This window comes from Gordonia sp. GONU (genome assembly GCF_024733855.1).
GTDB lineage: Bacteria > Actinomycetota > Actinomycetes > Mycobacteriales > Mycobacteriaceae > Gordonia > Gordonia amicalis.
This window is the reverse complement of record NZ_JANRHB010000039.1, coordinates 36,645-51,781: the sequence shown is the minus strand read 5'-3', so window position 1 is coordinate 51,781 and position 15,137 is coordinate 36,645. Positions and strand designations below refer to the sequence as shown.

At 68.6% G+C, this 15,137-nt stretch carries 13 protein-coding genes and 1 rRNA gene; all 14 read left to right on the top strand.

Annotated elements, in window-relative coordinates:
- Nucleotides 1–113 (top strand): 5S ribosomal RNA (gene rrf, locus NWF34_RS22510); the annotation flags it as partial.
- Between the two features lie 129 nt (nucleotides 114–242).
- A complete protein-coding gene (locus NWF34_RS22505) occupies nucleotides 243–2,519 on the top strand; it encodes an HAD-IIA family hydrolase (protein ID WP_258326112.1) in 2,277 nt (758 codons plus the stop codon).
- 11 nt (nucleotides 2,520–2,530) lie between these two features.
- On the top strand, nucleotides 2,531–2,863 hold the full coding sequence (locus tag NWF34_RS22500; RefSeq protein WP_024498690.1) for a hypothetical protein: 333 nt from the start codon (nucleotides 2,531–2,533) through the stop codon (nucleotides 2,861–2,863).
- Between the two features lie 25 nt (nucleotides 2,864–2,888).
- Nucleotides 2,889–3,749, top strand: coding sequence for a TlyA family RNA methyltransferase (locus NWF34_RS22495; RefSeq protein WP_024498691.1), 861 nt, complete (start codon nucleotides 2,889–2,891; stop codon nucleotides 3,747–3,749).
- A gap of 79 nt (nucleotides 3,750–3,828) precedes the next feature.
- Nucleotides 3,829–4,848, top strand: a complete 1,020-nt coding sequence (locus NWF34_RS22490; RefSeq protein WP_024498692.1) for an NAD kinase — start codon at nucleotides 3,829–3,831, stop codon at nucleotides 4,846–4,848.
- A gap of 2 nt (nucleotides 4,849–4,850) precedes the next feature.
- Nucleotides 4,851–6,605, top strand: coding sequence for a DNA repair protein RecN (gene recN, locus NWF34_RS22485; protein WP_024498693.1), 1,755 nt, complete (start codon nucleotides 4,851–4,853; stop codon nucleotides 6,603–6,605).
- A gap of 101 nt (nucleotides 6,606–6,706) precedes the next feature.
- A complete protein-coding gene (gene steA, locus NWF34_RS22480) occupies nucleotides 6,707–7,894 on the top strand; it encodes a putative cytokinetic ring protein SteA (RefSeq protein WP_024498694.1) in 1,188 nt (395 codons plus the stop codon).
- A gap of 3 nt (nucleotides 7,895–7,897) precedes the next feature.
- Nucleotides 7,898–8,833: a copper transporter gene (locus NWF34_RS22475; protein ID WP_024498695.1), complete on the top strand. Its 936-nt coding sequence runs from the start codon at nucleotides 7,898–7,900 to the stop codon at nucleotides 8,831–8,833.
- Between the two features lie 151 nt (nucleotides 8,834–8,984).
- Nucleotides 8,985–10,769 (top strand): CTP synthase, encoded by a 1,785-nt coding sequence (locus NWF34_RS22470; RefSeq protein ID WP_081712441.1) that lies wholly within the window; start codon nucleotides 8,985–8,987, stop codon nucleotides 10,767–10,769.
- Nucleotides 10,770–10,774: 5 nt separating this feature from the next.
- The gene (locus NWF34_RS22465) at nucleotides 10,775–11,398 is read left to right on the top strand and encodes an NUDIX hydrolase (protein WP_024498697.1); all 624 of its coding nucleotides are present in this window, start codon (nucleotides 10,775–10,777) and stop codon (nucleotides 11,396–11,398) included.
- A 22-nt stretch (nucleotides 11,399–11,420) separates the two neighbouring features.
- Nucleotides 11,421–12,338, top strand: coding sequence for a site-specific tyrosine recombinase XerD (gene xerD / locus NWF34_RS22460; protein ID WP_006435437.1), 918 nt, complete (start codon nucleotides 11,421–11,423; stop codon nucleotides 12,336–12,338).
- Between the two features lie 170 nt (nucleotides 12,339–12,508).
- Nucleotides 12,509–13,450 (top strand): ParA family protein, encoded by a 942-nt coding sequence (locus NWF34_RS22455; protein ID WP_024498698.1) that lies wholly within the window; start codon nucleotides 12,509–12,511, stop codon nucleotides 13,448–13,450.
- Nucleotides 13,447–14,349 carry a ScpA family protein gene (locus NWF34_RS22450; protein ID WP_024498699.1) on the top strand — a complete coding sequence of 301 codons (903 nt, stop codon included), beginning with the start codon at nucleotides 13,447–13,449 and terminating at the stop codon, nucleotides 14,347–14,349. The genes NWF34_RS22455 and NWF34_RS22450 overlap by 4 nt, the downstream gene beginning before the upstream one ends.
- Nucleotides 14,346–15,137: an SMC-Scp complex subunit ScpB gene (gene scpB / locus NWF34_RS22445; protein ID WP_024498700.1), complete on the top strand. Its 792-nt coding sequence runs from the start codon at nucleotides 14,346–14,348 to the stop codon at nucleotides 15,135–15,137. The genes NWF34_RS22450 and scpB overlap by 4 nt, the downstream gene beginning before the upstream one ends.

Sequence of the window (15,137 nt, the reverse complement as noted above, 5' to 3'; positions counted from 1 at the left end):
GCGGCCATAGCGGAGGGGAAACGCCCGGCCCCATTCCGAACCCGGAAGCTAAGCCCTCCAGCGCCAATGGTACTGCACCTTAATCAGTGTGGGAGAGTAGGACACCGCCGAACACAACTTCAGAAGGGCCCCGTATTCGATGAATTCATTCGTCGAATACGGGGCTTTTCTCGTTCGCCCACGTCGTCTGGACGAGGGCGGCGATGCTTCCCATCAAGGTTCAAGGGCATAGATTGGCAGCTATGAATGATCGTGATCGTCCGCGTCGTGACGGACGCGGTGAGCGTGATACGCGAGATCAGCGGGAGTCGCGGGGCCAGGGCGGTCCGCGTGGTCAGCGGGGAGCCCGCGGTCAGAGCGATTCGGGTCGAGGAGATTCGAGTCGGGGACGTCGTCCGGATCGTCCGGGCCGTGAGCGCGGCGACGGTGGTCGCCGGCAGCCGGGTCCTCCGCTGCCCGACGACGTCGCTGCGTCAGACCTTGATCCTGAAGTCCGTCGCGACCTCCTGACACTCGACAAGGCCAACGCCGAGATCGTCGCCAAACACCTGGTGATGGTCTCGCGTCTGCTCCTCGAAGAGCCCGCGCTCGCGCTCGAACACGCTCGTGCCGCGCGCGGCCGCGCGTCGAGGGTCGGCGTCGTTCGGGAAACCGCCGGTATCGCGGCCTACAACGCCGGCGAGTGGCAGGAGTCCGCAACCGAGCTGCGTGCTGCGCGTCGTATCACCGGTAACAATGCGTTGTTGCCTCTCATCGCCGACTGTGAGCGTGGTCTGGGCCGTCCGGAGCGTGCAGTCGAGATCGCCCGTGGCGACGAGGGCCGTGCGCTGCGCGGCGAGGAAGCCACCGAAATGCGCATCGTCGAAGCCGGCGCACGAATCGACCTGGGTGAACCCGAGAAAGCCGTCGTCACGCTTCAGGCCGAGAACCTCAAGCCGGGTCAGGTGGGAACCGGACCTGCGCGGCTGTTCTACGCGTACGCGTCCGCGCTGTACGCATCGGGCCGCCGTGACGAATCGATCACCTGGTTCATGAACGCGGCCGCAGCCGACGTCGAGGACGTGACCGACGCCGAGTTCCGTCTGACCGAACTCGCGAACGACGACGCACCGGTCGGCGATGACGAGCAGGCCGTCGACGGGGTGGACGTCCTCGCCGACAGCGCAGTCTCTGAGGCACCGGCGGCCGAGTCGTCGAGTGCTGAACCCGTGAGCGTCGAACCGGCCGCTGCTGAACCGGCCGCTGCTGAACCGGCCGCTGCTGAACCGGCCGCTGCTGAACCGGCCGCTGCTGAACCGGCCGCTGGTGAGTCCCCCGAGTTGCCCGCGGCAAAGGTAGCTGCCGAACCGGTCGTCGCACCGGAGCCGGTTGTCGTACCGGAGTCCGCCGGCGATCAGGAGGCCGACGACACCGAGACGATCGAAGGCGTGCAGGGGACCGCAGACCTGTCCAAGACGTCGAGTTTCGTCGACGACGACGTATCGGAGCTGATCGGGCTTTCGGACTCGGTCTCGCAGACCCTCGCCGATCGTTACGATGCACTCCTGCTCGATCTGGACGGCACTGTCTTTGCGGGCAACAAGGCGCTGCCGAATGCGGTCGACACCCTCGACCGGCTCGACATCCCCTGCTTCTTCGTGACGAACAACGCGAGTCGACGGCCCGCCGAGGTCGCTGCGCATCTCCGTGACCTCGGCTTCGACGCCACCGACGATCTCGTCGTCACCAGTGCGCAGTCGGGAGCGCGATTGCTGTCCGAGCATCTGGCACCGGGATCGCGGGCGCTGGTGATCGGGACCGATGGACTCGCGCAGGAGGTTCGCGAAGTCGGTATCGGCGTGACACGGAGCGCCGACGACCGTCCCGCGGCCGTGATCCAGGGGCATTCGACCGACACCGGCTGGGCGCAGCTGTCCGAGGCCGCTCTGGCCATCCGAGCCGGTGCGCTGTGGGTGGCCACCAACGTCGACGCCACGCTCCCGTCCGAGCGCGGTCTGCTCGTGGGCAACGGCTCGATGGTCGCAGCACTGCGCAGCGCGACCGGCAAGGAGCCGCTCGTCGCCGGCAAGCCTGCCGCCCCGCTGATGGCGGACGCGATCACGCGGGCCGCGGCCAACGCTCCGCTCGTCGTCGGCGATCGTCTCGACACCGACATCGAGGGTGCACACGCCGTCGGCATCGAGAGCGCACTGGTCCTCACTGGCGTCAGCACGGTCACCGACCTGCTGGCCGCGCCCCCAGAGCAGCGACCCACCTATGTCATCGACGACCTCGCGGGCATGTTCGACGACGTCGACGCGGTGCGCGTGGCCGACCAGCCGGGGTGGACCGTGAGCGTGGAGGCCTCGACGGTGAGCGTCTCCGGCTCGGGCGACGAGACAGGTGTCGTCCCGGCGCTCGCCGCTGCCACCTGGGCCGCGGTCGACGCCGGTACCGCGGATCCCGAGGAGCTACGGATCCGGGCCGAGGGCACGGCGCGGGAGAAGCTGGCGTCGCTGGGTGTCGCCCTCGTCGGCTAGCGTGGTTGACGATGACTTATCCGAGTGACGAGAGCAGTCGTTCGGACCTGAGCAGCGGTCCGACACCGAACAGCATGGCGCCCCGACCCGGTCCGGGCGCCATGCCACGTCGCCAGTACGACCCGATGGCAGCCCTGACCGACGACCTATCGTCGGGACCGGACGCCGATCTCGACCTGCCGGACGTCGAGGCCACGGTCTCTGAGCTTCTCGCCGAGGTCGACGAGCTGCGTGAGTCCGTCGGGGACACTTTTTCGCTGGCCGCACTCGAGCGCCAGGCGAACCTTCTCGAGCAGGCACACGATGCGCTGACCGCAGCGCTCGATGCGGTGGACCGACGATGAGTCGATCCCGGACGCGGCACTGACGATGGCGACCCGAGCACGACTCGACGCAGAACTCGTCCGGCGTGGCTTGGCCCGGTCCCGGGAGCAGGCGCGCGAACTCGTCGACGCCGGCGTCGTGAAGGTCAACGGAACGGTGGCGGCCAAGGCCGCGACCGGCGTCACCCGTGATACCCCGATCGTCGTCGTCGAGGCACCGAAAGACGACTGGGCGTCGCGCGGCGCCCACAAGCTCCTCGGCGCGCTCGAGGCGTTCGAACCCCAGGGTCTGACCCTCGCCGGCCGTCGGTGTCTCGATGCGGGCGCGTCGACCGGTGGCTTCACCGATGTGCTTCTGCGTCGCGAGGTCCGGGAGGTCGTCGCCGTGGATGTCGGCTACGGACAACTGATCTGGCGTCTGCAGAACGACGATCGGGTTCACGTCTACGACCGCACCAACGTCCGGCACCTCGAGCCCGAGCAGATCGGTGGTCAGGTCGACGTCGTGGTCGCCGACCTGTCCTTCATCTCGCTGGGACTCGTCCTACCCGCATTCGCCCGTTGCGCGGTTCCGGGAGCCGACCTGCTGCCGATGGTCAAACCCCAGTTCGAGGTGGGCAAGGACCGTGTCGGCGCCGGCGGAGTCGTGCGCGATCCCGAGTTGCGTGCCGAGGCGGTGCTGGGAGTGGCGACCGAGGCCGCTGCCCTCGGGCTCGAGACTCGTGGAGTCGTGGCCAGCCCACTGCCCGGCCCGTCGGGCAACGTCGAGTACTTCCTCTGGCTGCGTAACGAACCCGAAGGCCGGACGGGCGAGGAGTCGGGGGAGAGCGATAGGGTCGACCGGGCGGGATCGTCCGACGAGCTCCGCTCCATGATCGAGCGTGCGGTCGCGGAGGGACCGCGCTGAGCGCGGACCGACCGGCGCCCGTTCGGCTCGTCCCTGCTCGACCACACGTCCGACCACACTTCTCCGGGAGGGAACATCAGTGACCGACGAGTCGGTAGCCGAGTCCGCCGGTGCCCGCGAGTTCTTGGTGGTCGCCCACACCGGACGCGAGAACGTCATCGAGACGATCGAGGCGATCGCGCGCCACTGTGTTGCGGCCGGCGTCGCGCTGCGTGTCGTCGACCATGACACGCTCGATCGGGACGCTCCGGACCACGACGTGCTGTACCGCAACCGGGAGGGCGAAGCCTCGCGACCCGGCAACATCCCGGTGGATCCGGAGTACCTCCGTTCCCTGGGTGCGGTCGTCGAGGTCACCACGGCCGAGTCCGCGTCGGCCGAGGGTTGCGAGCTCGTCATCGTCCTGGGCGGTGACGGAACCTTCCTGCGCGCCGCCGAGCTGGCCTGCCCGGCCGGAGTGCCCGTCCTGGGCATCAATCTCGGGCACATCGGCTTCCTCGCCGAATCCGAGGCGCACAAGATCGACGAGGTGATGGCGCAGCTCATCGCCCGCGACTACCGCATCGAACCGCGGATGACCCTGGAGATCGACATCGTCGACCCGGCCGATCCCGACCCACCGACGGCCAGCAGCTGGGCCCTCAACGAGGTGGCGATCCTCAACACCAGCAAGAACGGCGTACTCGAACTCGTCACCGAGGTCGACGGTCGCCCGGTGTCCGCGTTCGGCGCCGACGGCGTGCTGGTCGCGACCCCGACCGGGTCGACGGCCTACGCGTTCTCGGCGGGCGGTCCGGTCATGTGGCCGGACCTCGAGGCCATCCTCGTCGTCCCGAACAATGCGCACGCGCTGTTCGCGCGGCCCATGGTGACCAGCCCGAGGTCGCGGATCGCCGTCGAGGTGGACAAGAACGGACGTTCGGCGGTCGCGCTGTGCGACGGCCGTCGAGCACTCGACGTGCCGGCCGGTGCTCGCGTCGAGGTCGTACGCAGCGAACGTCCGGTGAACTGGATCCGAATCGATTCCGATCCGTTCGCCGACCGGCTCGTGACCAAGTTCGCCCTCCCGGTCACGGGATGGCGAGGGAGGCAGGCATAGGGGTGCTCGAAGAACTGTCGATCACCGGACTCGGTGTCATCGAGGAGGCGCAGGCACGTTTCCACCCGGGCTTCACAGTGCTCACCGGTGAGACGGGCGCGGGCAAGACGATGATCGTCACCAGCCTGCACCTGCTGTCCGGGGCGCGCGCCGATGCGACGCGCGTCCGAACCGGTAGCGCCAAGGCCATCGTCGAGGGTCGGTTCCGGCTGGCGAACGCCGAGGGTGTGCAGAAGGATCCGGTGGTCGCCGACATCCTCGACTCCACCGGCGCCGAACTCGACGACGACGACACCGTGATCGCGGTCCGGTCGGTGAGCGCCGACGGTCGGTCGCGGGCACATCTGGGTGGCCGATCGGTGCCGGTCGGGGTGATGGGGCAACTCACCACCGCGGTTCTGGCCATCCACGGCCAGAACGATCAGCTCCGTCTCCTGCGACCGGAGCATCAACGGGCCGCGCTCGACACCTTCGGCGGCTCGAAGGCGACGGCTGCGCTGGAGGCGTACCGGAAGGCCCGGACCGCCTGGGTCGACATCCTCGACGAACTCGACGCCCGTCGCGCGAACTACCGTGAGCTCGCGCAGGAAGCCGACCGACTTCGTTTCGGCATCGATGAGATCGCCGCGGTCGACCCGATCCCGGGTGAGGACGAGGAACTCACCGCGACGATCCGGCGTCTGTCGGACCTCGAATCCATCCGCGGCGCCGCCGACCAGGCACACGACATCGTCGCCGGCGATTCGGGAGCATCGGTGATCGAGGGGTTGGGCACGGTGCGCACCCTTCTGGAGGGTGCCGCCGACGACACCCTGCGCGGACTGGTCCCGCGGGTCTCCGAAGCGCTCACCGTGATCACCGACGTCGGCGCCGAACTGACGGCGTTCACGTCGAGCCTTCCCGCCGATGCCGAAGAGCTCGACAAACTCCTGGCGCGTCAGGCCGAACTCAAGACACTCGTGCGCAAATACGCGCCCGACGTCGACGGCGTCATCGACTGGCGGCGTAAGGCCGAGGCCCGACTCGCCGAGATCGAGGACCCGCGGTCGTCGATCGAGGAACTCGAGACCGCCGCCGCGGCGGCGCTGGAAACGGTCGAGGCGGCTGCGACCAAGCTGCACGACCTGCGCGTCAAGGCGGCGTCGTCGATGGCCGGCAAGGTGTCCAAGGAGCTGAAGGGTCTCGCCATGGGTGACTCGACGCTCGCGGTCTCCGTCGGTCCCGAACCGGCCTCGCCGGAGGATCGGCTCGCGATCACGCTCGGCGGCAGCCGGGCTCATGCGGGGGCCGACGGCGCCGACAAGGTCGAATTCGCGCTCGTGGCGCACCCCGGAGCCACGCCACTGCCGATCGCGAAGTCTGCATCCGGCGGCGAACTGTCGCGCGTGATGCTCGCGCTCGAGGTGGTGCTCGCGGCGCCGACCTCCGGTTCGGTCATGGTGTTCGACGAGGTCGACGCCGGTGTCGGCGGGCGCGCCGCCGTGGAGATCGGCAAGCGACTGTCCCGTCTGGCCCGGGCCCACCAGGTCATCGTCGTCACCCACCTGCCCCAGGTCGCGGCCTTCGCCGACAACCACCTGGTCATCGGCAAGTCCAAGAAGGGTGCGCTGGTCACCAGCAGTGTGCGGACCCTCGACCGCGACGAGCGCGTCGCCGAACTGGCACGCATGCTCGCCGGGCTGGGGGAGTCCGACACCGGACGTGCGCACGCCGAGGAATTGCTGGCCACCGCGGAAGCGGAACGGGCGGCTCACTGACCTCGCACGGGCTGGGACCCCTGTTGCTTGTGTGACAAAAGTTTCTCGTGTTACGGCGCGCCTCCCGGGCTCCGTCGTGTCTTCGGTCAATCATTGCGGTCATGAAGATGCCTGCACTGCTCGCGCGTAACACCGAAGAACTGCCTGGCGTGACCGGTATCGCCAGGATCGACAAGAACACCAAGCGACTGCTCAACCGGGTCGGTCCGGGTGACATCGCCATCCTCGACGAGGTCGACCTGGACCGCGTCACCGCCGACGCCCTCGTCGAGGCCAACGTCGTCGCGGTGGTGAACGCCTCCCGCTCGATCACCGGCCGCTACCCGAACCTCGGTCCCGAGGTTCTCGTCGCGTCGGGCATCGTCCTACTCGACGATGTGGGCCCGGAGATCTTCAAGCGCGTCAAGGACGGAGCCAAGGTGCGCGTCCACGACGACCGGCTCTTCGTCGGTGAACGTCGTCTGGCGCTGGGCACCGAACTCGACGAGCGCGACATCGCCGACATCATGATCGGCGCCAAGGCGGGTCTCGTCGATCACCTGGAAGCCTTCTCCGGCAACACGATCGAATTCATCCGCAGCGAATCCCCGCTGCTGATCGACGGCGTGGGTGTGCCGGAGATCGACGTGGACCTTGCCGGCCGGCATGTGGTCATCGTCGGTGAGGGCGCCGACCGCGCCGCGGATCTGCGTGCGCTCAAGCCGTTCATCAAGGAGTACCAGCCGGTGATGGTCGGTGTGGGCACCGGCGCGGACACCCTGACGAAAGCCGGCTACAAGCCCGCTATCATCGTCGGCGACCCCGAGCACATCAAGACCCCGACGCTGAAATCCGGTGCGCAACTGGTGCTGCCGGCCGACACCGACGGACATGCCGCGGGCCTCGAGCGCATCCAGGACCTCGGTATCGGTGCCACCACCTTCCCCGCGGCGGGCTCCGCGGAAGACCTCGCCCTGCTGCTGACCGACTACCACGGCGCCGACCTGATCGTCACCGTCGGGTACCCGGGCTCCCTCGACGACTTCTTCGATCGTTCGCGTCGCGAGAGCAACCCGTCGATGTTCCTGACCCGTCTGAAGGTTGGGCAGAAGCTCGTCGACGCGAAAGCGGTTGCGACGCTGTACCGCAGTCGCGTGTCCGGCGCAGCCATCGCGTGTGTCGTCCTGGCCGCACTGGTCGCGGTGATCGCGGCCCTCCTGCTGTCCAACACCGGCACCGACGTCACCGATTGGATTGTCACGCAGTGGAATGCGCTGCTCGACTGGGCACGAGAGGTCTGGAATCGATAGGCGATGATCTCGCTACGACAGCATGCGATCTCACTGGTCGCGATCTTTCTGGCATTGGCGCTCGGACTCTTCCTCGGTTCGGGGTTCGTCGGGGATCGGGTGAACTCGATGACCGGGACCAGTAGGGACCGGATCGGTGATCTCGAAGACCAGCGCGACGACCTGAACGCGAAGCTCAACGCGTCCAACAGTTTCGATCTGGCGATCGGGCCCCGGCTCATCGCCAACACCCTGCGCGGCCAGTCGGTTCTGGTGGTCACCGCGCCGAACGCGGCCGAGGCCGACGTCGACGCCGTGAAGGAGAACATCTCCGGCGCCGGCGCGCGCTTCGCCGGTCAGATCGCGCTGACCGAGTCGCTCCTCGGCGACCAGAACGCCGAACAGCTGCGCACCATCGTCGACCAGACGATCCCGCCGGGTGCGATGTTGCGAGCCGAGCTGACCGACTCGGGCAGCCGGGCCGGTGACCTGCTCGGAACCCTGGTGCTCTCCGGCAAATCCACCCGCCCGGCATCGTCCGCCGACCGTCGGACCGGTCTCGCGACCCTGCGGGACGGCGGGTTCATCGACTACGTCAACAACGCGGTGACACCGGCCGATCTGATGGTCGTGGTGACCGGTGACGAGTTCGGCCCCGACTCGGGTGCACAGGGTGCGCTCGTGGCCCGCCTTGCCGCAGCGGCGTCCGTACGTGGCGTGGGAGGGGTGCTCGTGGGTCGGACCGGATCGGCCAACGGAAGCTCGCCGATCGCCGTGGTCCGTGCCGACCCGTCGCTGGCCAACGCGGTCTCCACGGTCGACAACGTCGACCAGCCGACCGGTCTCATCACGACGGTCCTGGCGCTCGCGGCCGAGGGGAAGGGTGCGACCGGGGCCTACGGCACCGGGGCCGGCGCCACCGCGGTCACCGTCGGGGCCGACGGCAAGCCGGCCGCCTGACCCCGCCGTCGAGCTGATTTCGGGTTCGGAGTGAGTACCGCCACGCCACGCGCCGGTGTGGCGGTACGGCGTGGCGGCCCAGTGGTGTTACCCTGGAGTCCCGTAGGTAATCAGGGCATCGGCCCTGATTCGGCCGACGGGAGACACGCTTTTGCGACCTTTGCGACACGTTCACGACACCAAGCACATCTTTGTCACTGGTGGCGTCGCCTCTTCACTGGGTAAGGGCCTCACGGCCTCGAGCCTGGGTCAACTTCTCACCTCTCGGGGCCTGCGGGTCACGATGCAGAAGCTCGATCCCTATCTGAATGTCGATCCCGGCACGATGAATCCTTTCCAACACGGAGAGGTCTTCGTGACCGAGGACGGCGCGGAGACCGACCTCGACGTCGGACACTACGAGCGCTTCCTGGACCGCAACCTCTCGCAGTCGGCGAATGTGACCACGGGACAGGTGTATTCGACGGTCATCGCCAAGGAGCGGCGCGGCGAGTACCTCGGTGAGACCGTGCAGGTGATCCCGCACATCACCGACGAACTCAAGTCGCGGGTGCTGGCCATGGGCGAGCCCGACGCCGACGGCGAGGTGCCCGACGTCGTCATCACCGAGATCGGCGGCACGGTCGGCGACATCGAGTCGCTGCCGTTCATCGAGGCCGCCCGCCAGGTGCGCCATGACGTCGGCCGCGACAACGTCTTCTTCCTGCACGTGTCGCTGGTGCCCTACCTCGCGCCGTCGGGGGAGCTCAAGACCAAGCCGACCCAGCACTCGGTCGCCGCGCTGCGCAACGTCGGTATCCAGCCCGACGCGTTGATCCTGCGCTGCGACCGCGACGTGCCCGAGGGACTCAAGAAGAAGATCGCGCTGATGTGCGACGTCGAACTCGACGGCGTGATCTCGACCCCCGACGCGCCGTCGATCTACGACATCCCCAAGGTGCTGCACAACGAGCATCTCGACGCGTACGTGGTCCGCAAGCTGGGGCTGCCCTTCCGTGATGTCGACTGGACGGTCTGGGGCGAACTGCTCCACCGCGTCCACGAGCCGCGCGAAACCGTGCGGGTGGCGCTGGTCGGCAAGTACGTCGACCTGCCCGACGCCTACCTGTCGGTCACCGAGGCCATCCGTGCCGGCGGTTTCGCCTGGAAGGCACGCACCGAGATCAAGTGGGTGCCGTCGGATGACTGCCAGACCCCGGCGGGTGCGCAGGCCGCGCTCGGGGACGTCGACGCGATCCTGATCCCCGGCGGATTCGGCATCCGCGGCATCGAGGGCAAGGTCGGCGCCATCTCGTACGCGCGGCGCCGCGGCATCCCGCTCCTCGGCCTCTGCCTGGGGCTCCAGTGTGTGGTCATCGAGGCCGCCCGTTCGGTGGGGCTCGACGAGGCCAGTTCGACCGAATTCGATCCCGACACCCCGCATCCGGTGATCTCGACGATGGCCGACCAGGCGGACGCGGTGGCCGGCGAGGCGGACCTGGGCGGCACGATGCGCCTCGGTGCCTACGACGCGGTCCTGAAGGCGGGTTCGGTCGTCGCGGAGTCGTACGGTACCCGCGAGGTGTCCGAGCGTCACCGTCACCGTTTCGAGGTCAACAACGCCTACCGCGACAAGATCGCCGATTCGGGTCTGGTCTTCTCGGGGACCTCGCCCGACGGGCACCTCGTCGAATTCGTCGAATACCCCAAGTCGGTGCATCCGTTCTTCGTCGCCACCCAGGCGCACCCGGAGCTCAAGAGCCGTCCGACGCGACCGCACCCGCTGTTCCGCTCGTTCATCGAGGCCGCTTTGAAATACAAGGCAGCCGAACGCCTTCCGGTGGATCTCGGTGACGAGTACGAGTCGAACGACGCCCCGGCCGGCACCGTCGCGGCGGTCAACGACGTCACCGTCGAACCGGTCGCCGGGATCGACGAGATCGGCGTCGAGGGCTGACCGGGTTGGGCGGCCACGAGTTCGACGTCAACGGAACCCGCACCGTCTACGACGGTGCGATCATCACGTTGCGCGTCGACGACGTGGCCATGCCCGGCGGGCGAGTCGCCGAGCGGGAGGTCGTCGAACACTTCGGTGCGGTCGCGATCCTCGCGCGTGACGAGAACCGCCGGATCGCCATGGTGCGCCAGTACCGGCATCCGATCGGCCGCCGCCTCCTCGAGTTGCCGGCCGGCCTTCTCGACCAGGACGGTGAGGCGCCGCTGGCTGCGGCGCAGCGCGAGCTGGCCGAGGAGGCCGACCTGGCCGCCGACACCTGGCACGTCCTCGTCGATCTGGCGCTCTCACCGGGTTTCACCGACGAGGCACTTCGCCTCTACCTGGCCGAGGACCTACATCGCCTCGACGAGGCGGAGCGCGTCGACGAGGAAGCCGACATGGAGGTCGAGTGGGTGTCGCTCGACGACGCGGTCGCGATGGTGCTGGCCGGCGAGATCGTGAACGCCACCAGCGTCGCGGGCATCCTGGCCGCCTCGGCGGCGGAACGGTCGGGGATCGGGCTGCGCGGGACAGATGCCCCGTGGCCCGAGGAGCCGACCGCGCTCCGGGACCGCCGGCGTCGCTCGTGAACACGTCAGTCGTGAGTCGCCCGTGACGATCGCCGCCGCCATCTCGCGCTTCCTCGATCACCTCACCGTCGAACGAGGTGCGGCGGCCAACACCGTGTCGTCCTACCGTCGTGATCTCGAGCGGTACCGGCGATATCTCGAATCGCGCGACATCGCGTCGATCGACGCGGTGACCGAGGAGGACGTGCGTGAATTCCTCGTCGACCTGCGTCGAGGGGATCCGGACGCCGGGTTCCCGCCCCTCGCGGACAGCTCGATCGCGCGAACCGTGGTGGCGACCAGGCGCTTTCACAAGTTCGCGGTCGACGAGGGGATGGTTGCGACGGACGTCGCGCAGGCGGTCCGTCCGCCGAGGCCGGCGCGCCGTCTCCCGAAGTCGCTGCCCGTCGACGAGGTGCTGGCCATCCTCGAGGCCGCCGGTGCCGAAGATCATCCCCGCGCCCTGCGCGATCGCGCCCTGCTGGAATTCCTCTACAGCTGCGGCGCCCGCATCTCCGAGGCCACCTCGCTCGACATCGACGACCTCGACCTCGACACCCGGGCGGTACGCCTACGGGGCAAGGGCGGCAAGGAGCGTCTCGTCCCGCTGGGCGGACCGGCGATCGACGCCATCGACGCCTATCTCGTCCGCGGCCGTCCCGCGCTGGTGTCGCGGGCGACGCCGGCGCTGTTCCTCAATGCCCGGGGCGGGCGACTCTCGCGTCAGTCGGCGTGGCAGGTACTGGTCACCGCCGCCGAACGTGCCGGGTTGGACAAGGCCGTCTCCCCGCACACCCTGCGGCACAGCTTCGCGACCCATCTCCTCGACGGCGGCGCCGACGTCCGCGTCGTCCAGGAGCTGCTCGGACACGCCTCGGTGACCACCACGCAGGTGTACACACTCGTGACGGTGAACACGATGCGCGAGGTGTATGCCGTCGCACATCCGCGTGCCCGCTGACCGCGCGCCGACAGCGGGTCGACGCCCGCGATGTCCTAGGCTGATACGAGTCGTCGTCCACGGACCGGCATTTCCGCCCGGCCGGCCGACGCGCATCGGGTACCGAAGAGTGAAGGGAGCGGCGGGCACGTGACCACTCCGAGCACACTGCGGTCTGGCACCCGACTCGAGTGTTCGGGGACGCGATCGTGACCTCCGCGGGCGATCAGTACAGCATCCAGGTGTCGCCGGGACATGACGCCGACGAGGTCGATCACCACGGCACCGGCGAGATCGGTCCCACCGGACGGCCCTATCGAGAGGTCCCCGAGCCGAGACCACTCGACCGTCACGGTCCGGCCACCGTCATCGCCGTGTGCAACCAGAAGGGCGGGGTCGGCAAGACCACCTCGACCATCAACCTCGGGGCCGCGCTCGCCGAGTACGGCCGCCGCGTGTTGCTCGTCGACCTCGATCCGCAGGGCGCGTTGTCCGCGGGACTGGGTGTGCCGCACCACGAACTCGAGCAGACGGTCTACAACCTCCTCGTCCCGCCGCAGGTGGCCACCGACGAGGTGCTGATGCGCACACGCGTCGACGGACTCGACCTGCTGCCGAGCAACATCGACCTGTCGGCCGCGGAGATCCAGCTCGTCACGGAGGTGGGACGCGAACAGTCCCTGGCCCGTGCGCTGCACCCGGTGCTCGACCGCTACGACGTGGTGCTGATCGACTGCCAGCCCTCGCTCGGCCTGCTCACCGTGAACGCCCTCGCCTGCGCGGACACCGTGCTGATCCCGATGGAGTGCGAATACTTCTCGCTGCGTGGCCTGGCGCTGCTCACCGACACGATCAACAAGGTGCGCGACCGTCTCAACCCGCGCCTGGACCTCGGTGGCATCCTCGTCACCATGTTCGACGCCCGCACGCTGCATTCCCGCGAGGTGATGGCGCGTGTGGTCGAGGTGTTCGGCGACGCCGTCTACGACACCGTGATCTCCCGGACCGTCCGTTTCCCGGAGACGAGCGTCGCCGGTGAACCGATCACCTCGTGGGCACCTCGGTCGGCCGGCGCGAAGGCCTACCGGGCGCTGGCGCGTGAGGTGATCGCGCGCAACGTGAAGGGCGCATGACCGTCGACACCGACCACGCCGTGACCGAGTCCGACGGGTCCGAGGTCGAAGCGCCGGTCGAGGCGTCGGAGCCGGTCGGGGACACCCCTGATGGGAGTGACGAGGCCACCGAATCCGGTTTCCGGGTCAAGCTCCGCAATTTCGAGGGACCCTTCGACCTGCTGCTGAACCTGATCTCGCAGCATCGGCTCGATGTCACCGAGGTCGCGCTGCACGAGGTGACCGACGACTTCATCGCCTATACCCGCGAACTCGGTCCGGAGGTCGGGCTCGACCAGACCACCGAGTTCCTCGTCGTGGCGGCCACGCTGCTCGATCTCAAGGCGGCCCGGCTGTTGCCGTCCGGCGAGGTCGACGACCCCGAGGACCTGGCCCTGCTCGAAGCCCGCGACCTGCTGTTCGCGCGGCTGCTCCAGTACCGGGCGTACAAGCAGGTGGCACAGTTGTTCGGCGAACTGGAAGCCGCCGCGCTTCAACGTTATCCGCGCGCCGTCTCGCTGGAGCAACGGTTCGAGGACCTGTTGCCGGAGGTCACGCTCGGCGTCGACGCCGCTGGTTTCGTGCAGGTGGCCGCGGCGGCGATGACCCCGCGACCCGTGCCGACGGTCGGACTCGACCATCTCCACGACGTGCAGTCGGTGTCGGTGCCGGGTCAGGCCCGGCGGATGGCGGCACTGCTCAGCGCGTCGACCGGCGAATGGGTCACGTTCCGCGCTCTCACCGCCGACTGCGGGAGCGGACTCGAGATCGTCGGCAGCTTCCTCGGATTGCTGGAGCTCTACCGCGATCAGGCCATCACCTTCGAGCAACCCGAGGCTCTCGGCGATCTCGCGGTGATGTGGACCGGCGAACGCGAGATCGACGACCTGCGCATCGACAAGGCAGAGGATTACGGATGACCGACGGACCGATCGAGGACGCCGACGACGTGAACGACGAGGCTCTCGCCGAATCGGCAACCGACGCCCCGGCGTCGGCGGAGAGTGCGACCGACCACGGCCCCGCCGACCCCGAGCAGACGGCGCTGACGGGGGAGGACGAGGTCGAGGTCCTCGACGACGCGACCCTGCGGGCGGCACTCGAGGCCGTGCTGCTCGTCGTCGACACCCCGGTGACCACCGAGGAGTTGGCCAACGCCGTCGACCAGGACCGGACACGCGTGCGCGAGATGCTCAACGCGATGGCCGCCGAGCTCACCGCGGCGCGCAGCGGCATCGACCTGCGTTTCGCGGGCGACGGCTGGCGGTTGTACACCCGGGCGGACTACGCACCGTACGTGGAGAGGTTGCTGCTCGACGGGGCGCGGTCGAAGCTGACGCGCGCCGCGTTGGAGACACTGGCCGTGATCGCTTACCGGCAGCCGGTGACCCGCGCACGGGTCAGCGCGATCCGTGGTGTGAACGTCGACGGCGTGATCCGCACCCTCGTCGCGCGCGGCCTGATCAACGAGGTCGGCCAGGACCCGCAGACCAACGCCACGACCTACGCGACCACCGAGTTGTTCCTCGAGCGTCTCGGTCTCGCCTCGCTGTCCGAACTGCCCGATCTGGCGCCGCTGCTGCCCGACGTCGACCTCATCGACGACCTGGACGACGAGCTGCTGTCGGATCCCCGATTCGCCAAACTGTCCCCTCAGCCGTCAGACTCGAAGGTACTGGTCACCGACGGTGACCTGAATGATGACTAG